At 40.2% G+C, this 23809-nt stretch carries 14 protein-coding genes; 2 read left to right on the forward strand and 12 right to left on the reverse strand.

Annotation, left to right across the window (positions count from 1 at the left end):
* Positions 1–34: 34 nt before the first annotated feature.
* The 3 genes from gdhA (ACRD69_RS01415) to ACRD69_RS01425 all read right to left on the reverse strand — a co-directional run bounded on the left by gdhA (ACRD69_RS01415) (position 35) and on the right by ACRD69_RS01425 (position 8787).
* A complete protein-coding gene (gene gdhA, locus ACRD69_RS01415; protein ID WP_430813270.1) occupies positions 35–1372 on the reverse strand; it encodes an NADP-specific glutamate dehydrogenase in 1338 nt (445 codons plus the stop codon).
* A gap of 15 nt (positions 1373–1387) precedes the next feature.
* Positions 1388–4399: a PEP/pyruvate-binding domain-containing protein gene (locus ACRD69_RS01420; protein ID WP_430813271.1), complete on the reverse strand. Its 3012-nt coding sequence runs from the start codon at positions 4397–4399 to the stop codon at positions 1388–1390.
* Between the two features lie 173 nt (positions 4400–4572).
* Entirely contained in the window at positions 4573–8787 is a 4215-nt protein-coding gene (locus ACRD69_RS01425) for a PEP/pyruvate-binding domain-containing protein (protein WP_430813272.1), read from the reverse strand.
* A gap of 263 nt (positions 8788–9050) precedes the next feature.
* Here ACRD69_RS01425 and gdhA (ACRD69_RS01430) point away from each other — a divergent pair, with 263 nt between their 5' ends.
* Positions 9051–10403: an NADP-specific glutamate dehydrogenase gene (gene gdhA / locus ACRD69_RS01430; protein ID WP_430813273.1), complete on the forward strand. Its 1353-nt coding sequence runs from the start codon at positions 9051–9053 to the stop codon at positions 10401–10403.
* 156 nt (positions 10404–10559) lie between these two features.
* The gene (locus ACRD69_RS01435) at positions 10560–11087 is read left to right on the forward strand and encodes a hypothetical protein (protein WP_430813274.1); all 528 of its coding nucleotides are present in this window, start codon (positions 10560–10562) and stop codon (positions 11085–11087) included.
* Between the two features lie 125 nt (positions 11088–11212).
* Here the strand turns inward: ACRD69_RS01435 and ACRD69_RS01440 are convergent, their stop codons facing one another.
* The 9 genes from ACRD69_RS01440 to ACRD69_RS01480 all read right to left on the reverse strand — a co-directional run bounded on the left by ACRD69_RS01440 (position 11213) and on the right by ACRD69_RS01480 (position 23773).
* A complete protein-coding gene (locus tag ACRD69_RS01440) occupies positions 11213–11638 on the reverse strand; it encodes a thioredoxin family protein (RefSeq protein WP_430813275.1) in 426 nt (141 codons plus the stop codon).
* A 31-nt stretch (positions 11639–11669) separates the two neighbouring features.
* Complete coding sequence (locus ACRD69_RS01445; RefSeq protein ID WP_430813276.1) at positions 11670–12587, reverse strand: S1 family peptidase; 918 nt, start codon at positions 12585–12587, stop codon at positions 11670–11672.
* Positions 12574–13932: a TlpA family protein disulfide reductase gene (locus ACRD69_RS01450; RefSeq protein WP_430813277.1), complete on the reverse strand. Its 1359-nt coding sequence runs from the start codon at positions 13930–13932 to the stop codon at positions 12574–12576. Before ACRD69_RS01450 ends, ACRD69_RS01445 begins: the two co-directional genes overlap by 14 nt.
* A gap of 87 nt (positions 13933–14019) precedes the next feature.
* On the reverse strand, positions 14020–15417 hold the full coding sequence (locus tag ACRD69_RS01455; protein ID WP_430813278.1) for a TlpA family protein disulfide reductase: 1398 nt from the start codon (positions 15415–15417) through the stop codon (positions 14020–14022).
* Positions 15418–15494: 77 nt separating this feature from the next.
* Complete coding sequence (locus tag ACRD69_RS01460; protein WP_430813279.1) at positions 15495–16925, reverse strand: PKD-like family lipoprotein; 1431 nt, start codon at positions 16923–16925, stop codon at positions 15495–15497.
* Between the two features lie 11 nt (positions 16926–16936).
* Positions 16937–17695, reverse strand: a complete 759-nt coding sequence (locus tag ACRD69_RS01465) for a DUF4843 domain-containing protein (RefSeq protein WP_430813280.1) — start codon at positions 17693–17695, stop codon at positions 16937–16939.
* Between the two features lie 7 nt (positions 17696–17702).
* On the reverse strand, positions 17703–19160 hold the full coding sequence (locus ACRD69_RS01470) for a RagB/SusD family nutrient uptake outer membrane protein (RefSeq protein WP_430813281.1): 1458 nt from the start codon (positions 19158–19160) through the stop codon (positions 17703–17705).
* Positions 19161–19171: 11 nt separating this feature from the next.
* Entirely contained in the window at positions 19172–22462 is a 3291-nt protein-coding gene (locus tag ACRD69_RS01475; RefSeq protein ID WP_430813282.1) for a SusC/RagA family TonB-linked outer membrane protein, read from the reverse strand.
* Between the two features lie 150 nt (positions 22463–22612).
* Positions 22613–23773, reverse strand: a complete 1161-nt coding sequence (locus tag ACRD69_RS01480; protein ID WP_430813283.1) for a FecR family protein — start codon at positions 23771–23773, stop codon at positions 22613–22615.
* Between the last annotated feature and the right edge of the window lie 36 nt (positions 23774–23809).

Consider the following 23809-nt stretch of genomic DNA (forward strand, 5'->3'; position numbering starts at 1 on the left):
AAAACATATAAGACCAGCGGAAGCTGGTCTTTTTTCATATCACCCCCTGGTCCATCATAGCCTCAGTAACACGTTGGAAGGCGGCGGTATTGGCACCTTTTAAATAATCGGTTTGTCCGCCGGGCTTTGATCCGTATTTACAACATAATTGATAAGTACGTTCCATAATATCCTGTAAGCGACTATCTATTTCCGATTCTGACCAGTTTACTTTCATGTTATTTTGCGCCAACTCAAGGGATGAGATGCCTACTCCACCTACGTTAGCGGCCTTACTGGGTACATATACCAATCCCTGGCTGGTAAATAACTCAACGGCTTCTTGCAGGCATGACTGATCGGCTCCTTCGATCAGGTAGCCACACTTGTTTTTCAATAAACTCTCGGCCTCATTAATACCTATTTCATTTTGAATGGCACATGGAATAGCAATATCACAGCTAACCTCCCAGGGCTTTTTACCCTCGTAATACATGGTGCCGGGGTACTCAATAGAATAGGGCCTTATTAAATCCTGTGATGTCGCCCGCAACTCCAGCAGATACTCCAGCTTTCGTTCGTCAATACCCTGCGGATCGTAAACATATCCATCAGGTCCTGAAACCGTGACCACCTTGGCACCCAATGCAATTGCTTTCTTAATGACACCATAGGCCATATTTCCAAAACCCGAAATTGCAATGATTTTGCCATCCAGTGAGTCATCATACCTTTTTAACAGTGATTTCAGGAAATAGATAACTCCATAGCCATGAGATTCTGCTTTGAGCTTCGTTCCTCCCCAATCAGGCGATTTACCGGTAAAAGTTCCATTATGACGGTGCGATAGTTTTTTAAACATTCCAAACATAAAGCCAATTTCACGGCTTCCCACACCTATATCACCTCCCAATATGTCAATGTCATCGCCTAATACATCCCATAGTTGTAAAAGGTAGCTTTGACAAAAGCGCATGATCTCATTTTCAGATTTTCCCTTTGGGTCAAAATTAGCTCCTCCCATTGCTCCTCCCAATGGCAGTGATGTAAGGCTATTCTTAAAAACCTGTTCAAAAGCCAGCATCTTAACAGTTCCCAAAGTCAAAGCCGGATGAAAACGCAAACCTCCTTTGTAAGGTCCAAGTGCATTGTTATACTGCACCCTATAGCCCCTGTTAACAACAACCTTTCCTTCATCATTCAGCCATGGGACCTTAAACATGATCACACGGTCTGGTTCTGTTAAACGCTCAAGAATAGCGGCATTATTCAATCGGTAATCATCACTGATCCATTCCTGAACAGATGTCAGGAATATTCTTACACTCTGAATAAATTCAGGCTCATTGGAATTAACTCTCTGAAGGTTGATCAAAAACTTATCCAAATTCATACTACCACTTATTTGTTAATGTAAATTAAAGTCAGATGATTCATCAGGTTCAATAACTTTCGTTTCGGTTGGCGGCATTACCACACCAATTCCTTTCTGCCCGTCGATCTTAACGCAACAAACCTTATCTAATCTAACATGTCTAATATATTCATCTTCATAAACGGCAGGTAAAGCATCCAGATATTCCGTATCAATAAACCCGTCGCCAATGGATGGCGTAACCGTAAAATAGCCAACGCGTAAACTGGTCAGGTTCTGAAAGAAATGAGTTCCCTGACTCGGATCAACGCGGTAATTTTCAAGCCCTGTTTCAACAATCAAACGGGCACCCGATATCTGCGTCCACTTTACCGGAACACCTAACCATGGATCCTGCGAACCCCAACGACCAGGGCCAATCAGAACATAGGGCTTGTTATCGGCATGGAATGGAGCATTTAGTTTTTCAATGATGGGGACCAGCTTGGTATTGTTGGCCGGATTAAAATTATCTGATTTAATATAGATGATATCCTGAATATCATCTATAACACCATTACCAAGTGCTGATCTGGAATGTATAATTGTCTCATCAGGCTTTATTTCCTCAAGCTTCTCAGCTATTGATTCTTTTGAATCAACAATGGGCCTTATCTGCAACAGGTAAAAAACCGGCAGCTGTCCTGTCGGAACCTGCAAGTCAACAGCAAACTCCACCTCAACCGGCTGATTCATTTCTTTCTGACCGATCTCCAGTACCTTTTCAATAATAGGTGCCAGTGGAAAGGCATCGTATTTAAGTACATTGGCAAATGTTACCAGGCGCAATCCTTTAGCTGTTAATCCATCACGAATCATGTGGTTGTTATAATCATATACAGAGCCTAACCAGCGCAGTGTACCATGGGCTTCAGCTGCTTTCAGATCCAACTTCACAATATTTACAGAGTCATTAACAGAAGGGGAAAAACTAGACGATTTCATGTCTAAGGCAAAAAAGCTTTTTTGTGTTTCACGCACTGCCATATCGGTACTTGACAACTGCAATATCTTTTGCGGATACTTAGGCGAGAACCTTAATGAAGCACTTCCTTCCACAATATGCTTACCCAGCCCCATGGCTACATTAACAGTACCATGCTCAGCTTTCTCCGGTTCGATAGGGTAGAAATTGACCGAACGCCCCACTCCTGAAATGGTAGGATAAAAGACATCACCATGTCGCTGCCCGACCACTTCCTGTAAAACAATACCCATGCGTTCCTCATCAATAACATTCATGGTAGCCTCCATGTATCGCTTACTCGAGTTATAAAAGGCAGATGCATAAACACACTTAATGGCGTCACACAACTGATCAAGCACTATGTTTTCAACATCACTGTTGGCAACCATGTAAGTTGAATAAATGCCTGCAAAGGGCTGATAATGGCTATCCTCCAGCACACTTGAGGAACGAACAGCAATAGGGCCTTTGGATATGGATATCAGTTTATAAAGATCACCATGTATTCGCTCAGGTAAACGCGACTTGACAAATGCTTGTAATATTTCTTCATCGCTCGCCTCTGACAATGCCAGTGGATAAAGTTCATTAACCTCCATAAACTCCTCAAATACATCGGTACTCAGCACCACAGTCCGTGGAATGGTAACAATCACATTATCCAAAGAGTGAAACTCGTTGTATTTTTTGATCAACAGATTAAGAAAAGCCAGGCCACGCGCCTTACCTCCTATCGTACCATCACCAATACGTGTAAAAGTCAGGTATTCATCAAATTTATCGCGGTAAAACTTAGCAATAACCCCACGGGCTTTACTAAACCTGAAATTGGCAATTGTATCAAACAAAAAGCGTTTTGTGGCGTCCAGGTCCCCAAAGTCCTCCACCTTTAAATACTTGATCACCTCAGCTACTGCAAACAGTGCACGGGCATTGAGCCATTTTGAAACATGATCTCGTTGAAAGTGATAGAACAGCGATTCATCAGGTATTTGAAACAGTTTTTCCTGCAACTCTTTCAGGTTACTCACACGCCCTACTTCAAGCCCTGTTTTCGGATCAACAAAAACAAAATCACCAAAGGCCAGGTATTTATTGATAAAATGCTTCAGTCGACGTAACAATGATGATGAGTGTTTGTAAAGGAACCCGACTCTAAGTTCCTTGGCTACACGTTCCAGGCTCCTGTTTGATGATTGCAAAAGAAAAGGCATGTATTTGTTACGCTCCTTAACATGCCTGGCCAGTTTAATACCTGCCTCTGTATCCTTTATTCCATCTTTGTTATATGATACATCTGAAATGATTCCCAGCAGGTTGTCTTCATATTTTTCATACAGTTCAACCGCCTCTTCATAAGTTCGTGCCAACAGTATTTTTGGCCGTCCTCTCATGCGCATCATCTTCTGGTGTTCATTCAAGCCTTCATCCATAAACTTTTTAGCCTGCTTAAGGATAATACGATAAATAAGTGGCAGGTAACTCGAGTAAAAACGTACTGAATCTTCCACCAAAAGAATGGTTTGTACACCAACTTCCTCAACATCATGCTCCACATTCATTTCATCCTCTATCAGCTTGATAATGGCCAGCATAATATCGGCATTCCCAAGCCAGCAAAATACATAGTCGATCGCACTGGTATCCTCACGGCTCATGCGTACCGACACTTCCCTTGAAAAAGGTGTCAGCACAACTATTGGAATAGACTCGTATGATTCCTTGACCTTCTTAGCCATCGAAAAAGGATCCATACCACCGATACTCAGCATGGTAATTACCAAATCAATCTGGTCATATTTCAATACTTCCAGTGCCTCTTCTGATGTTTCAACATGAATAAACTGCGGAGGATACCTAAGGTTAAGCGAAACATATTCGTTGAATATCTGCTCATCGATCCGCCCGTCTTCATCCAGCATGAAGGCATCATAGCCACTACAGATAAGCAGTACCTTGTGAATACGTTTCTGCATCAGGTGGCCAAAAGGCGTATCTGAAAAATAACTTGCTTGTTGTATATTAATTGGTTTAGTCATTCGTATATGTATCTTCTTCAGACCTTAAGGTCTAACTATTTATTAATCGTTCAATCGTCAGGTAGCCAAACGTATTGTTATGAAATAAATTCATTAACCTCTACAAAACTTCCAACAACCTTATCCAGCTTTAGTTTCGCTGTTCTCAAACTTAGTCTGGTGTAATAGTATTTTTACTCCTCTAAAGTAATAATTGCTTTTCGTTTCTTTCCATCTAATCGCACCACTAAAGGCTTTTCAAACCGGACATGACGACAGAATATTGTTTGTTCAACCAGGCGAGCGCCAAGTAAAGCATCCCATTTAATGAACGATGACTTATCGCTTTTAACGACTGAACAGTAGCCAACCTGCATGCTTGTAACGTTATGAAAGAAATGCGAACCGCCTGATGCCTCCAATGGGAACTCGTCAAGATCAGTCTCCACAATTACCTTGGCCTCTGATATTTGTGTCCATCCAACCGGAATGCCTATCCATGGATCGCGTGTTCCCCACCTTCCCGGACCAATAAGAAGATACTGTCGCTTCTCTACTTTCATTTTACGATTGAGCAGTTCAATCTCTTTGGCTATTTCGCGGGTTTGCGACTTATCAAAAGTGGCGCTGTCAACATAAATAACATCGCATACGGTTTTAACTTTTCCATTCCCCATGCTCTGTGCCGACTGAAGAATGATCTGTTTCTCATTGATGCGCTTCATATTAATGCTGTAGTTTTGAGCTCCACCCATCAATGGTTTTATCTGCAACAAATAAAAGGTTGCACGGCCCTGTTCATCTTTCTTCAAATCAACCGCGAACTCAATTTCAACAGGTGCCCCCATGGCTTCCTTTACCACATCGAGTACAACCTCAATGGCCCGTGGCAATGGAATGTATTTATACTTTAGTATATCGGCGAAATTTAAAATACGGGGGCCTGCTGATTCTAATCCGGGTTCAATCGTATTATTATCCGGATGATAAACCGATGCCAGGTGACGCAATGAACCATGCATTTCGGCATCATAAATATCCAGGCGTTTTAGTCCGGCTGCCTCACCTTCCAGCAGATTTAAACTCTTTTTATCTAAATCGATGGCATAAAACTCTGTTTGTGAATTTTTCATCTGATCTTTAGGAGAGTTATTATCCAGGTCGGGATAGACAGGGCAAAATCGCAAAGCCTTTTCTCCATCAACAACGTATTTGCCAAAACCCAGAGCCATTACCGCAAAGCCATCCTCAGGATTCATATGGCTAAAAGAATAATAGTTATAGGATTGAGCTACTCCGCTGATATGTGGATAAAACACTTTGTCATAACACTGACCTACCGCCTCCTGAATTACAACAGCCATTTTTTCCTCTTCTATTTTAAAATCAACAGCTTCGGTAAAAGCCCGGGCATTATCACTAAAAACAGAAGCAAAAACCAGCTTGACTGCATTACACAGTTCATCCAGGCGTTTTTCATCTGCATCTGCATTATTGGGCAGCAGGTAGGTTTCAAAAACACCGGCAAAGGGCTGTTTCTGACTATCTTCAAGCATGCCCGATGAACGCACCGCTATCGGGCCGGTAAACATCGTAAGCAGACGCCTTAATCGCTGTACCAGCGACATGGATAATTCACCACCCAGGAACAGTTTCTTTATTTGATGATAACTTAAATTCCTGAATATCAATTCACGGAAGTTATTACGCTCCATAAACAATTCAAATTCATCGGTCCCTATAACGGTTGTTCGGGGCGTGCGAATATTAATTCCCGGCACATGAGCTGAGAAATCAAAATTAAAAAGTAAGGTGTTGATAAATGATAAACCACGACCTTTACCACCTAAAGAGCCCCCCGATAAACTAACAATATTGGTTGAACCAACTGTTTCCACCTCATCAAAGTCAATGACCTTACCCTGGTTTTTTTCTTCCCGATGACGTGTTATCACTTCCAGGAGGTAAGAGCGAATTTCTTCAGCCTCTTCAAAATCAGTTATACGATACGGAGCTATTTTGCGCGACATCTTTATTTCACCACGTGCCATAAGCCAGAGTGAGAAATGATTTTTACGGGCATGGTAAACGATGGATTCAACCGGCACCTTGCGCATGGTGCGTTCAAACTCTTTGAGATTCCGCGCCACGGCAATAGTCCGGCCATGCGCATCCTTGTAGGCAAAATTGCCAAAACCAAGGTAATGCCTGATAAAGGTTTTAATATCCTGCATCAGGCTTTCGGAATATTTGTTGATAAAGACGGTTTTCAACTCATAGGCATCCTGCGAATATTCAATCTTTGACGACTGTAAGATAACCGGCAAATCTTTAATCTGCGTTTTTACATAATTAACAAGCTCGAAACCTGCATTGGCATCCAACCTTCCATTTTTATAGAACTCGACGTCTGAAATCAGGCAAAGTAAAAAGTCACGGTATTTCTCAAATAAATCCTGTGCCTCTTCATAGGTGCGTGCCAGTAATACTTTTGGCCTTGCCTTTAAACGCAAAACAGCATATAGCTCATCTTCTTTTACATCTTCAATTAAGCGTTTGGTCTGCTCCAGAACACTGGCATATAACAAAGGCAGGTACTTGGAATAGTACCTCACCGAATCTTCAACCAATAAAATAACACGCGCCAGGCCTATTTCCGTATCATTCTCCACGTTTACCTTATCCTCCAAATGAAATACCATCGAAGAGAATACTTTCGGGTCTCCATTCCAAACAAATATCTCGTCCAGAACCCCAAGTTCCCGTTGCCTCTTTTGAAAATACGGTATATCGCCGTCATTATTGAGCAACATAAAAATGGGTATGTAAGGATACTCTTTTTTTACCAGCTTACTCAAATCAATGGGTGAACGTTTTTCAACACCCACCATCACAATGATCAGGTCATAATGCTTCTCACTCAGTTTGGCCATTGCCTCCTCATAGGTTGTAACTCCTGTAACACGTGGGACCAATGATAAATGTAACTGATAGAATCCTCCCATCACCTGTTCGGTAAAGCGCCCTTCATTTTCAATGGCATAGGCATCGTAAAGCGTGGCTACAAGTAATATTTCTTTAACCTTAAACGGCATTAAATCGTGATATATATCGCGTACCGCGTTGTTTCTATGCATGAAGTTCTGAAGCAGGTGCTTGCTATTGGTCGATTCCGGCTTATCGATCACCTGAGGCTTATAGTTCGACATTCCTGCTGAACGCTTTACTTTTTCCATTAAGTTGCGCGCTGCCATGCCATTTAAATAACCCGCTATCAGATTACAGAGGTTTCTGATCAAATCGTTTTCCTCATTTAAAAACAGTTCCTCCTGTGTTTTAGCCAACTCCTTCAAATAGTATATTTCGATCGCTCCTTTTTTACCATTAATGGTTTCGAACTGATGACGCAAAAGCCAGGGTGTTTCGATAAAACCGGGGCTAAGGTATTCCTGCGCATCAAAAGTAATTCGTGCCACCGAATAATCAGGATGCTGCATTCCGGTTGGTATCTTATCAACAATATGACTCAGCGTATATGCAACCGGCATGTTTAAGGCAATAATGCGCGACGTTTCATTGATCGTATTTAACTCTTTTACCCTTTCCTGTTTGTCAAACTTATCTTCGGCCGCAATATGCCTGTTAATAAAATCACTTATTAAGCGGGAAAGATTGATCAGCAAATCCCTTTCCTCCGATAAGAACGGATCCCCTTGAAGAGAGGGGAATTCTTTCACATAAAAAACATCTATAGAACCGGACAAACCGTCTGTAGTTTGAAATCGTTGTGTCTGAACCCATTCGCTTTCTATAAAATGATCACTTTTATATTCTTTATCCTGAAAGGTAATACGTACTACTGTAAACTCCGGATATTGCCACCCAAGCGGCAGTATAAATGCAATTTGCTGCAAGACATCATCGACACTTTTGCCCTCATTTATTATTTGTGTGGTTCTGTTGATGGTCGAAAGTTCTTTTAAACGTTCCAACGATTCAGAATGGTTTAGCTCGGCAACGATTCGATTAATATAACCCGACAATAAACGAACCAGCTGATTCAGCAAGGCACGTTCTTCCCGGGTAAACGGTCCTTCATCACGGCTCTCGTGTTCATCAAGGTAAAAAACATCGACCACCCCTTTTTCTCCATCAATGGTAGCAAAGCGTTCTGTCAATCCGTGCTTAGTCTCAGTAAAACCCTCGGTCTCGAATTGCTGATTACGATAACGAATACGCGCTACAGCGTCATCAAATTTAAAGCCTTTAGTCAAAACTCCGCTAACATCTTCCAGGGTATGGTCAATATCATTCTCCAGTTGAATAATCTCACTTATCTGCCTTAAGGTGTCAAGCACGCGCTGTGAGGCAGAATTTGACTCTGATATTTGCTGATGATTTAGTGACATTGCTATGAGGTCATGAATGCATAAGTTACGTAAAAAGAAACATATGTGCTCATTTACTTCATTGTATAGAAGCAATTTAATTCATTTTTTTATCTGGTATAATAATCGCGATTGAATAATTTATTCCTTAACTTTTTTTACGGAAAGCAGCCTAAGAACACAATCCTGATTTATAACCGAAAGCATGCATTGAGGGCGCAATCGTTAAAAAAGATATCATTATTAATACCAATTTATTTAATAACCCTTTAAAAGCAGCTATTATGTCACAAACTTCATCATTAGGCACCTCGGCCTTTATGGCTGAGTTGATGGCGAAGAATCCGGCCGAACCCGAATTTCACCAGGCCGTACACGAGGTGGTTGAATCCCTGGACCATTTTCTTGAAGAAAATCCAAAGTACAAACATGCCCGAATCATTGAACGCATAGTTGAACCGGAGCGCATTATCATGTTTCGTGTTCCATGGGTGAATGACAAGGGTGAAATGCAGGTTAACCGCGGTTACCGCATTGAAATGAACAGCGCTATTGGCCCTTACAAAGGTGGATTACGTTTTCACCCCACTGTTAACCTGGGAATTTTAAAGTTCCTTGCGTTTGAGCAGGTATTTAAAAACAGCTTAACAACCCTGCCTATGGGTGGTGGTAAAGGTGGTAGCGATTTTGATCCCAAAGGCAAATCGGACAATGAAGTGATGCGCTTCTGTCAAAGTTTTATGACTGAACTGTACCGTCATATCGGCCCTAATACCGATGTACCTGCCGGTGATATTGGAGTAGGTGGCCGTGAAATTGGTTTCATGTACGGCCAATACAAACGTATTGTTAATGAGTTTACCGGTGTGCTGACTGGTAAAGGACTCAACTGGGGCGGCAGTGTTATACGTCCTGAAGCTACCGGTTATGGCAATGTTTACTTTGCCCAGGAGATGCTAAAGACAAGAGGAGAAAGCTTTAAAGATAAGATCGTACTGGTGTCAGGCGCCGGTAATGTGGCTCAGTTTACTGTAGAGAAAGTGAATGACCTGGGTGGTAAAGTGGTTACTCTTTCCGATTCCAGCGGCTATATTTATGACCCTGAAGGCATTGATGCTGAAAAACTTAAATACGTCATGTACCTTAAGAATAATAAGCGTGGTCGTATTAAGGAGTATGCCGATAAGTATGGCGTTAAATATGTTGAAGGAGAACGCCCCTGGGGTGAAAAAGGCGAAATTGCCCTCCCAAGCGCCACACAAAATGAAATTAACGAAACAGAAGCCATCACCCTTGTTGGTAATGGTTGTATGTGTGTATCGGAAGGGGCAAATATGCCATCAACTCCCGAAGCCATTCAGGTATTTCTTGAAAAAGGCATCCTTTTTGGTCCCGGAAAAGCAGCCAATGCCGGTGGAGTGGCCGTTTCCGGTTTAGAAATGGCACAAAACAGCATGCGCCTAAACTGGACTCGTGAAGAAGTAGACAATCGTCTTCAGACAATTATGCAGAGTATCCATTCAACATGTTGCCAGTACGGAACCAAAGACAATGGTTTTATCAACTATGTGGATGGAGCCAATATTGGTGGTTTTGTTAAAGTCGCCGATGCCATGATGGCTCAGGGAGCAGTATAAACGATCGTAACACCCCAAACTATTCAGGCCTTAAGGTTGCAGTAACCTTAAGGTCTTTTCGTTTAATAAATGATTACTTTTAGGAACGGATAATACCAAATGTATTATTGAAGATTTGGTGATTTTTTTTGGTATAACAATCAATAAACACATTCTATGAAATACATTGCACTTGCCTGCCTGATTGTATTAGCTGCCTGCCAGCAGAAACAGGAAACCACAGAACACCAGCATTACTTTTCGTTTGTGATAGATACACAGCTACCCGGAAAGCCTGAAGCGGTGTATGATAAACTAACTGGTGACATCAGTCCCTGGTGGGATCATACTTTCTCTGGTAACCCGCATCAATTATATATTGAAGCTAAACCGGGAGGCGGATTCTACGAAATATTTGACGAATCGGGTGATGGCGTCCGTCATGCGGTTGTAACAGGGGCTCAACGGGGGCAGATGCTTCGTATGGAAGGACCTCTTGGCCTGGCCGGACATGCTCTTAGCCTGGTCACGACTTACCACTTATCCGAAGCAAACGATTCAACTCAATTGAAAATAGAGGTACATGGTGCCGGCGAATTTGAAGATGAGTGGCCTGAAATAATAGAAAACGTTTGGAAACACTTTATCATTGAGCAGTTCAAACCATATTGGGAAGAAAAACACAAGACTGGCATGGCCCAATAAACATATTGATATTAACTCATCGGATGACTATTAAAACCACTCTTAGTCATCCGATGAGTTATACCCTGTCCTGCCATACACATCACCCATATCTACACACTACGCATATAACAAAGGCCTTTCTTCTAACTGCCAGACAAAGCCTTATCCAGCACTTGATTAAATTCTTTAACATCTTTTCCTCCAACAGCTTTAGATAGCATATCTCCGTCTGCTTTGAAAAATAGCATTGTAGGAAAACCTTTAATTTGATGAACCTCTCTGGCTCTTTTTTCAAGGCTTCTATCCTTTATTGGATCCAGCTTTATGCAAACAAAATTCTTATTCATTTTCTCTGCTGTTATACTATCGGTATATACAGTCAAATCCATCATTTTACAAGGAGCACAGCCATTGGTGGAATAATTCACAAACACTTTTTTTCCTTCTTGCCTTGCCAGTTCAAAAGCTTGTTCAAAACTTATATCCTGGAATTTAACACCTTCTTTTTCTTGTGCCGAGCATATTCCTATACTGAAAATCAACACTAACACTAGCTCTAAATATTTCATATTCTAATTTTTTAATAAGTACTATTCGTTTTTAATCATGTAACACTATGAGTTCTTTTAATCGACTAACCGGAATGATCTCCTTAATGGTGCTTTGATATACATTTCCTTCCTGATCGTAGTAGATATTTTGTGTTCCTGCCACAACACCCACTACATTACCACACTTATCCATAACAGGAGCGCCACTTGAACCTTTGGCAAATTCGGCGGAGATAGACTGACGAATCTTTTTAGAACCAGGCTTAAAGTATTTACGGTCAATATGTCCTTGTGTATAGGTGTAAAAGCGATGATCGGGGTGACTGATCAGGTGTATCGCTTCACCCGGGCCCTGCTCCTGCCCCAAACTCAGGGCCGGTACTTTTTGACCTTTGGTATCAATTCTGAAAATGGCCAGGTCATCGTGCTTACTTGCTGCCAACACCTCGACCACCGGATAAATATTCTGCTCATAATCCATCACGAAAAATGTAATGTAGTCATTGGGTTTTGAGGGATCATAAGATTTAAAAACATGGTAATTGGTAGCACATACTCCATCTTCTGATATCATAAAAGCTGATGCGGTGCTGATATGGTCTTCGGGGCAATGGCCGCATTTATACATCTTCCCCATCATTAAAACACTCTTTCTGAATCGCCTGTAAAAAGCATAAGCCGAGTAAGGTACATGCTGTAATGGCAGTACTTCCGCTTCGCATTCCTTACTACTCAACTGTTTTTTATAGGTATCTGCATCAACACCTCCATGCTCTTTGTAAAAAGCCGAAGCTTGTTGTTCAAAGCTTTTTAAGCGTTCGGCATCATTGATTGGTGCCTCGGGTTTGTAATTACTTTCAATTACCGGATTGTCAGATTTCTCCTGACGACCCGACTGGCATGCATTGATGGTCAATAGAAAGAAAAGGCCAAACAATAAGCATACTGAGTTTTTATAAATATTCATCAATTAATTCCTTTAGTTGTGGATTGGAGGGGCGCGGTGCATTGACAGTTAAGATCTTGCCATCTTTATTAAATAGCATAAAACGCGGCACGCCATTGATCTCATAATCATATATGATATCTGATTCGAAGGCGTAATCCGCCAACAATTGAATGCCTCCTAAATGATGTTCATCGATAAATGCAAGCCATTTTTCTTTTTCTCTATTCTTGTCTATTGAGACACTGATAAAAACGATCTCATCATTATCTGTATAATTTTTCATTAATTGCTCCAGGTGGGGTATTTCAGCTTTACAAGGTGCACACCAGGTAGCCCATATATCGACCAACACCAACTTTCCTTTATAATCCGACAAGGCATGCATTTTACCCTGTGCATCCGGATACTCAAAATCAAAAGCATCGGCTCCTTCAGCAAACTTCATTATTTGTGTCTCATATGCTTTTAATTCTTTTTGTTGAAGATCAGTTACAATCAAGTCACCATAAGCTGCCATCACCTGATTAAAGTATTTCCCCGAAATACTGCGTTGAATTATATAATTGGTTAAATAACGACCTCTCAGTGTGTCATTATCAAATACATTTAAACTGAATTCCAAATAATTCTTGCCTTTATAGGATTGCCAGTATGCTTTGAAAGAAGTAAACATCCCTGAAGCCATTGCCCCATCTTTTATTTTCAGAATATCAGCAGATGTATGCGGCCGATTATACATTTCCTGCATGATAGGGCTCTTCTTAAGTATTGCTCTAGCATCGGGGGGTACCATGGAGAAATTACGTAACCAATGCATATCAAACTCAGCCTGTGCTTTTAATTTCATAAGCTGATTTAAAGTTGGGTCATCAGAACGTAAGCTTGCCTTAAAATCATTGAGTGCCTTATGATGCTTTGTAATAACATCTTCTACATGCTTTGCTTCACGTGCTTTTAACCAGGTACCTTCCAAAGCTCCATTATTTAGTTCTTCCCAATGATGTTGGTATGCATAAGCTTGTTGATTGGGCAATGAGGCCGGAACAATCTTTTTATTTTCAATGATAAGCCTGGCTTGTTGACCAGCTTTCATATAACAATCGCCAAATACCGATTTAGGGTTTTCTGAAGATCCGAGATAATAAAAGCCTGTTGGTGCATGGTCAATGGCAAATGAAAAGGTACTATCAACATCCAGTATTTGAAAATCATGTAAAGTCAATGTCCCCTCTTGCACAACAAACAGGCTGATACCTTTGGAGCCGTTAAACGAACTCACTTTGCCATCTATCCTGATCTGAGCATGAATAGTGAGCTGCAGAAACAGTAGTCCTATTACTAGTATTCCTTTATTAAAACACATAATTTGACGCTTAAATGAAATTGCCCTGAAACAAGACCTGAAGAATACAGGAGCCAAGCATTTCGGGGCAACTTCTCGTTTCAAAATCTATAAATATTGCTTTAGTAAGTCACTAATTTTCTCATCTGACGGACGCGGTGCATCAATGGTAACGATCTTACCTTCCTTATCGAACAGCATAAAACGCGGAATAGCATTGATACCGTATGCTTTGGCCACATCAGAATCAAAAGCTTTATCAGCCATCAGTTGAACACCTTCCAGATGTTCCGTTTTAACAAAATCAATCCATTTTTGCTGATCCTTCATTTTATCAACAGAGATACTAAGAAAAGTAACTGGCTGACCGTGAAACTTCTTCTCCAATTCCTTTAATGCCGGAATCTGTGCCTTACATGGTCCGCACCAGGTCGCCCACACATCAACATAAACCAACTTCCCTTTATAGTCAGACAACCTGTGTTCATTGCCGTTTATATCTTTACCGGCGAAATCAAATGCTTCGGCCCCTTTCTCAAATTTGCGAATGGTCATTTCAAACTCATTCACCTTATTTTTCAGATAATCGGTAGACAAGTATGGGGTAATCAATTCCTTATACTGCAGGTAAGCATCGTCGTAGGCTTTGAAGCGATTAATATTATTCAGTCCGTAGTAGCCTTTTAACAGAGAATTGGGAATCAACTCCATAGCCACTCTATTCCACTCTGAACGCGACGGTTTATCGGGAGATGATAGTATTGCAAACATGGTATAAAGGCGAGTATAATCATATCCGGCAGGCAACTCCAACAAACGATTTGACCGGGGTGCACATTCATTTAATACATAGTCATAGTAGTCCGGATAATCCTTACGTTCGGGATGCTGGCTACGAGGAGTATATATAAAGTTTAATGCAGCCAGGTTTAAATCAGTCTCCACCATCAGATTCATTAACTCATCAAAGCTTTGGTCTCCCGATTTAATTTTGCTTTTAAAAGCCTTTCCCTGTTCTACAAATTCAGGTAAAACGGGAAAGAAACTGGTATAATCAAGGATATTATAACTGAAGCCATGTGAATATGAGAAAACGGAATCTACCTGTGCATTCCATTCTGACATTAAGTTATTCTTCGGGCTGTTACTTGCCAGCAACTGATAAGTCCCATCACTGATACTGATTTCGAGTTCAGTTCCTTTTTCCAAATAAACACGTTTCAAATTATGGTCTTTCTTAACAGCTCTCAGTGATTTATCCCACATAACATTAACCACATATAATCCTGGTTCGTCAACAGCATAAGCAAAGCCAAATCTACCGTCACTGCCCAAGCTGGTGACAGCCACTTTTTGGGTTTCTCCGTGCTCTACTTTACACAAATGGATTTCACGTCCTTCTTTTTCGCCAATAAACTGGCCTTTGATTATTGCAAATTCTGTGTTTTTAGTGGCGCATGACGTTAGCATTAGAGCCAACAAAGCCACAGCTGTGATGAGTTTCATACAGTTAATTTATTAATTGTTAAAAGATTAAGGAGCAACCAGAAGCTGCGCATACTTCTGGTTGCTATTGAATTATCCTAGTAGTTTTCGAAGAAGTCAACCACCTTACCAAACTTATGATCATAAGCTTCGTGAATACCGAGAATTTCTCCGTCCAGGTCAATGTTCATAATATAAACACTACCTGAATCAACATCATCAGAACCATCACCCAGACCAACGAATAGTTGTTTGTCATTGGCAGAAACTTCAATATGACTAATGTTTATCTCACTTCCCATTTCATAGGTATATAAGACCTTATTGGCCACAACATCATAAGTATAAATCTTATTGGCAAACGCATAAAATAACACCTGCTTACTATTAAGAAAATCAAAGATGTCAGCATTCTCCAAATCAGCACCATTCATCTCTTTTTTAAACGCAGCCTCCTTATTCAGAATGGCTAATAAATACCTCTGATTGGTGGCTTCGTCTTTAAATACACCCATGGCATAATCACTTACACGCTTTCCATAAACAGCACTCAGTCCTGTATTTGTACGATCAAACGGTGCCTCTTCATCATCGATCGGAGGATACTGACTCACCCTGCTACCCCAACTATCTACCTCACAAAAGCCTGTTGTAACAGGATTAAAAAGAACGAAACCACCATATGGTATAACTGAATTAAAAGCCGGGCTAACATTATCAAATGACCACATAAATGAGCACTCGTCGCCAAACAAACCAGGCTGATAAGTCGTATAGAGCTTGTTATCATCAGCAAAAACACCTGTTGCAAATGACTCAGGATGTCCCAAAGCACCTTTAATGCTTGTTGGTGCTGCAATCTGCTGAAAGGCATCAGTAACATCAATGGTCTTTTCCAACTTTGTACCAGTCGCATAACTGCCAAGCTTATCATCATCACAATACAAAGCTATGCGAAACGGTTTGCCTCTTCGCATAAACTCGTTAATACCAATAATACTAACCGGATTAGCTCCGGCTACCTGGTTATCATTCTGAAGTTTAAAGGCTTCAAAGTCACTCAAGCCCTCGCCTGTACCTCGTAATATGGATACTTGCGCATTACCTTCTCTGCTGCTTAAAACCTGTAAACCATCAGGAAAACCTTTAACATACAGTTGTGAACGGTAGTCATAATAGATGCCTGTTGAAGTATCTGTGGCTCTAAACACCAATTCGTAATTTTTAGGGTCAAGCTTTAAGGAGTCCAGATCCAAATCTTTTGAAAAGCTAAGTGTATCGGCACTATACAATTGCGAACCCGCATTGTAAGCATACCACATATATTCCAGTACACTTTCGTCATCAACCAGCTTTTGTTCTACCGTAGGTAAAATAGTAAAAGGAGCTTCACTTAATGCGATATACTCATCATTTATTCCTGATATCAGAACCTCATTTAAAGGGCTGTAATCATATGTTCCTTTATCCTCTGTACAGGCAGATGCCACCAGAATTAATATTGCTATATATTGAAATATTTTTTTCATCTTGATAAATTTTACCATGGTTCAACACGATCACCATTCTCATCATAAACTTCATTAGCTTCGAGGTACTCGTTCATAGGTGCCCGCCACGCTCTTACCTCATAATAGCCTCCAATATCATAGTATTCACTCACTGTATTAGGCACTGTTTTACCTCCGTTAGTCATAAGCACCACCCTATGTTTAGCTTTTGAATATGGACCTAAATGGCGGTATAAATACCTATCCCATATTTCAGGCTTTGTTACATCGTTATAGATTTGAATGCGAACATGTGTTCTACCTTCAAGCCCCAGTATAAAGTCAGCATTTTCCGCCAAATCAAGATATAGTGTAAACGGATCTGCACCCAATGACTCATGATTGTATAGTATGACCGGAAAAGAGGAGGAAACTGTATCAGCCTCCAAAGGGTATTGATCTTCAATTGCTTCGTAATGAACAGATTCCTCAGTATCGCTTTCACCCTGATTCACAACCACATCAAACAAACGCTCCGTTGAAGATATTCTTCCCAGCACATTTACCTGAAGCCAAATGGTATCCTTTTCTTTATAATCGGGATGCCCGACCGGAATACCACCAAAAGAATAAATCAGACTATCCCCTTCGTAATCCAGCCAATCGTCCCAGGTTGTATAAGAACGACTGAAGTCTGTTTCACGTAGCTGAAAATATACAGCATCCGGCTCATCAAAGTTTGTTAATTCTGATTCTTCACAACTGGTGAAAATCAGCATTCCTATTAAAAGATATATGTAATTTCTCATTTCAGACCTAATTAATTAATCCACGTTCTTTTTCAACATCAGGAATGGGAAGAACAAATTTTCCCAGATCTTCCATATCGACATTCACCAATTGGTTTAAGCGTTTGTAGTAATAAAACATTTGCCCTTCACCCAGTAACTCCTTACGATATTCGGCTTCAATCTCTTCTTTAAGGGATGCTCCTGGTGCCATAACCTTTAATCCTCTCATCCGTCTCAAACTCATTAAATGCTCCCAACTATCCATGCATTCTGCAATAATCAGATACATCTCTGAAACTTTAATAAGAGGAACTCTTTTAACATTATAGTTACCATAATCATACTTCGCCAGATAGTAGCTTAACCCATCGGTATTGATCGTAAAAAGCTTGTTTAAACGTACATCAGCAACCCCACCATACTTCTCTGTTTCAAAATACTCGTTCCTACGTGGTTCATCTATCTCTAATTCATCATAACTACTGGATGTTTCAACGAATTTGAAATACTTCTCATTAACCGATTCGGTCATATTTCTGTTATAAAGTGAAAACAAGTATTCCTGCGCCAAATAGGTCATGGCTATCTGGTTACTTGACTGTTCAGAAATTGTTTGTGAATCGTTAAGAGCAAATTTTTCGCAGTTAATAACGTCATTGGCATATTTATAGGCCTCGGTCTTATCCTCATCACCTCCACGGTAAAGGTAAACTCTTGCTAATGTACCAAGCACCGCATAATAATTCATTCGCTCCTTACGAAACATTAGAAAGCTGGATTCACTTATACTTTCATCAACAGAAGTATACCCATACCTTGATTCCTCATATGAATCAAAAGCGGGACCAATTGGATCGTGATCCTTCAGATACATTTCTGCTTCCAATAAGTCATCTATAACACGCTCCAAAACCTCACCAACACTTAGTTGTGGAAATGGAGAAGTTGAAACTGCATCCACATAGGGTATCGCAGGGACTTCAAGACCATTGATAGGAGCCGGTGCAAAGTTTCGCAGCAGATCAAAATGAATATAAGCCCGTAATGCCAGTGCTTCTCCTTTAATTATTTCATAGATACCCTCATTAAAAACAGACTGTTTCTCATCAATATGTTCCAACAGGTTATTAATATTGGCAATGGTTGAGTAATTAACCGCCCATAAATTATCAATTCTTGATACATTCGCAGAGCTTTCATAGTTGTACCATGATGCCTCGAAGTAATTATGATTATTGTCCCGAACGCTGGTATAAGCACCACTTAAAACCTCAATAAATGCCAATGTTCCTTCAGCACCATAGGCACTATTTCCCGCCATCTGGGTATAAACACCTATTAAAGCTCGCTTAAAACCACCTTCACTGTCAAATAAGTCATCCGTTTTAACCTGTGTCTTAGGCTGAACGTCAAACCAGTCTTCACAAGATGTAAGTCCGGAAGTGAAGACCAAAACAATTATGTAAATTATATATTTCTTCATTTTTCTTTCTTTTAGAATCGTGCCTGTATACCAAGTGAAAAGCTTCGAGCAAATGGATAGTTAATACCACGCTCTACTTTAACCGTAGAAGTTCTGAATATATCATTCATGTAAAACAGCATTTTTAAGCGCTTCATACCTACCTTTTCCGCTACCTTTGGATTAAATTCATAGGATGCGTTTATTGTGGCAAACTCCAGAAAGCTGTAATCCTGAATAAATCGTGAGGTTGGTTTGGTGTAGCTATCGTCTTTTATATCCTTATAGAAAGTCATATCCCCTGGCTTCTCCCAACGGGCTTCTAACACTCTTCGGTCTGTATTATAAGCAGGATCAGCATTCTCAACCCGGTCAACAAGTGTTTGGTTGTAGTACTGCCCGCCAACACGGTATCTGAAAACAACGTTTAACAAGAAACCTTTATAACTGACATTTGTCCCGAAATTACCGAACAGATCCGGACTACTATCGCCGCAAACCATCATATTATCTGCATCCCATACCAGTGTCGTTCCACCATCTTTAGTAACAAATATCTCTTTCCCAGTTGTTGGATCAATACCCAGGGACTTATTGGCCCAGATGGCATTCATTGATTGTCCTTCAACATACCTGACGCGTGGGCGGGTAACAAGATGTCTTTTACCACTTTCCGGATTGGTTATTTCTTCATCTTGTCGGGCGTTAAACTCTTCCAGAGAATCTGATAGCTTTAATAAAGTATTTTCATTGTGAACGGCATTGCCATAAACTGACCAGTTTAGGCCACCCTTATTGCGAATAAGGTCATAACGTAATGACAATTCAATACCTTCATTCCTGGATTCCCCAAGGTTTTCCTTGTATTGAGAAAATCCTAATGAAGGTGCCAGGTCAATATCAACCAATAGGTTTTTAGATATATCATTATAATAGTTTATGGTAGCAGATAAGCGATTATTAAAAATTACCAAATCAAGTCCAATATTGCGTTTCAGTGTTTGCTGCCATGATAAGTTTTCATTTCCCATAGCCATCAGTGTCGCTCCTGCTTCAAATCGATGAATCAAATCGGTGCGATAATTATACATCATCATGGCCTGGTAAGGATTAAAATCAACGCTTCCTGTTGAACCATAGGAGCCTCTTAATTTAAACTCATTAATTGTTTTAGAATCTTTAAAGAGGTTCTCATTATGCAAATTCCAACCTGCTCCCATGGCCCAGAATGGAGCCCAGCGTTTGTCTGAACCAAAAGCTGATGAACCATCCATACGGTATGATAAATCCATTAAATAACGGTTATCAAAGCTATAGTTAATATTACCTGATAATCCTATTAACCTCGATGTAAATTCACTACCACCAGGCGTCCCATCTTCCTCATACTGAATGGCGAAGTCAATATGATCCATGTCTTCATTTGGGAATCCCTCAGCTAAAACAGTCATGTTTTTAAAATGCTCCTCACTGGCATTGAATATACCGTTGGCATTGAAAACATGTTTATTAATCTGCTTGAAGTAATTTAAAACAATATTGGACTCCCACCTGGTTAGTTCACCTCTTTCAGTATAGTATTCTCCTTTCTTATTAATATCTGATTGAGTCGCATAATCGGTATGTATTCCGGGCTTAAAGTTATCAACCGAATTAATTCTCTTATTAATTGAAAGCGAGCCTTTCAACCTTAAATCATCTGTCATTCGCCAATCAATGTCAAAATTATTGATCAGGTCATCATATTTAGATTCGTCAATAGTATTTAGCGTACTATTATATAAAGGATTATACACATTACTATACCCTATTCTCTCGAGAACGTATTCATACTCACCCAAATCATTTTTGTACCTGTAGTAAGGGTTCAATTTTGCATAAGTACTAAATGTACCATAGGGAGAATTAACAGCCTTTACATTGTCGTAGGTCAGCTTATTCCTTAAAATCAGATTTTTATAAGTATACTGAAACTTCAAGCCAATTCCCATCCGCTTACGCCCCGACTCTTTCATAATACCGTTCTGATCATTATAATTCAGGTCGATACCATACCGAATTTCATCATTACCACCTTCTAGCAAAAGAGAATGTTTATGGCTAAGAGCTGTCGTTTCAACAGGTTTATTCAACCAATAGGTATTATAGCCCTGAGTTACCAGTTTTAACTTTTCGTTATATTGTTCCTGGGCATCTTCAAAATTCTGCACCAGGCCTGCTCCTTCGTATAAGCCGGCTGCCACTTCAAGGTCTAATTTTTCTGTAGCATCCAGCAGATCGTAGTCTGATAAATCTGCACCTGAGAAAGTGAAATCACCTTTATAACTTACTGCCATCTTGCCTCCTTCAGGAGCCAGTGTCTCGATAACGACCACTCCATTGGCAGCGCGCGAACCATAGATTGCAGTAGCGGCAGCATCCTTTAGAATTGTTACTGAACGGACTCTGTATGGATCAAGGTCATACACCTTTTCTACGGTCACTTCAAAGCCATCAAGAATAAAGGTCGGCATATTGGGTTTGCCTTCATACTCATCGCGCATATCTACACTGGCTGAACCTCGTATCTGAAAATCAGGCATTGCATTGGGATTAGATCCTTCCAGTGTATTTTCAAGTTGCATAAAAGAAGGATCTACCAATTGAATGGATTGTAAAATATTTTGATTGCTTGCCTGGATTAATTTATCGGCAGAGATAGTAACAGCTGATCCGGTAAAACTTTCCTTTGTTTGATTAAAGTAACCAGTAACCACTACATCACCAATCTCACTGATCTCGGTTTGAAGCTGCACATTAACTTCCGTTTGGCCTTCAAGAGCAATGGTTTGTTTTTCAAAACCAATAAAAGTAAAGGCCAGGTTAACATTTGCATCCGGCACACGTAACTCATAATTACCATCTGCATCGGTGATAGTACCGTTGTTATACTCGACCACAATAATATTAACCCCCGGGATAGGTAAACCTTTTTCGTCTGTAACTCTACCTTTAACGATGATATCCTCTTGCTGAAAGTTATTACTATCAGGTTTAATAATAATGACTTCATCTATCACCTGCCAGGTTAAGCCTGATTCAGACAAACAGGTTTTTAGTACAGACTCAATGGTTTCGCCGTCAACATTTAATGAGATAGATTCAACCTTGGCAATATCTTCTTCATTAAAAATAAAGGTAAATTCACTCTGTTTCTTAATGGCTTTAAATACCTTCTTTACAGATGCATTCCTAACGTCCAACGTCAACTTAGTTTCCTGACTATAAGTTGTTGCTGATACCTGCCAGAGCACAACGAACATTAAGATAAGGGTTAATTTCATAATCCTCATGATTTTGGGTGTACCCCTCCCATCCGGGTACAGTAATTCCCGATTTTTTTTCATAGATTTGTAATTGAATGATTAAACATTAAGCCATAAGCATTAAGCTTTTAGGCTCAAACAGGAGGTGTTGCACCACTTCCTGTTTTTTTATTTATGCTTTGATACTAATACAGTTGATCCGTTGATCTCAAAGTAGACTTTTTCAGTTAATTGAAGTTTTGACAGTATGTCGTTCAGTTGTTCATATCGCCTCACATCAACACTAAAATGCAAGTCTTTGATAACTTCTTCCTCATAGGCAACTTCCACACCATACCAGCGCGATAAGGATTTCATAATGTTTTCCAGTGTTTCACCTTCATAGACGAAGCGCCCATCTTTCCACGCTATATATTGATATACATCAACTTCTTTTACTTCTATATCCTTACTAAAGTTATCCTGCACAAGTAATTGTCCGGGTTCAAGTATACGTTCTTTTCCCGTTTCGGACCTCCATAAGATACTACCTTCCACAAGTACTGTTTGCTGTTCTTGATCTCCGGGATATGCCATTACATTAAACTGTGTGCCCAAAACCTGAATAGCATCTGCCGTTGGAAGATTCACAATAAATGGTCTTTCAGCATCTTTGGCAACTTCCAGATAAACTTCACCTTCTGCAAATATTTCACGCCTGTCGGTAGCAAAGGGATACTTAAATTCGACCTTACTAGCTGCATTCATCCATACTTTTGTTCCATCAGCTAATACAAACTGGTATTCTGATTGTAAAGGCACCTGAACAGTCATCTTTACTGTATCTACACTCTTTCCATACGAAATTTGTCCTTTTTTAACACTTGCTATCAGTTCCTTTTCTTTAGTAATTTCAGAACTTGCTGAATCAGTCAGGGAAACAGCTTTTTCGTCATTGACCTTTAAAATGGCATTTGTACTACCCGGTTCAATGATAGTGTTGACCAAAACAACCTGCTCCTTTGGTATTATTGTCAGAAAATAAACTGTAACACTTACAGAAACAATCAATGCAGCTACGGCAGCAACCCTTAGGAATGGAATTAACATGTTGTTTTTCTTGAGATGTATATTCTGCCTGCTCTCAAATTTCCCCCATGCTTTAGAAACATCAAATTGATTAAACCTTTTTAAGTCATTGACCAGACGTTCTTCATCCTGTAATTGCCCTATCAGCTCCTGATGTTGAATATCATCTTCAAGCCAGCTGTTAAGCATAGCTTCTTCATCAGTAGAATTTTCACCTCTGAGATATTTTACAATTATATGGGACAGTTTGAACAGACTCATTGCATCTTCTTTCAGGTATGACAATCACAAAATAAA

Origin of the sequence: Carboxylicivirga agarovorans (genome assembly GCF_050589845.1) — a bacterium.
GTDB lineage: Bacteria > Bacteroidota > Bacteroidia > Bacteroidales > Marinilabiliaceae > Carboxylicivirga > Carboxylicivirga agarovorans.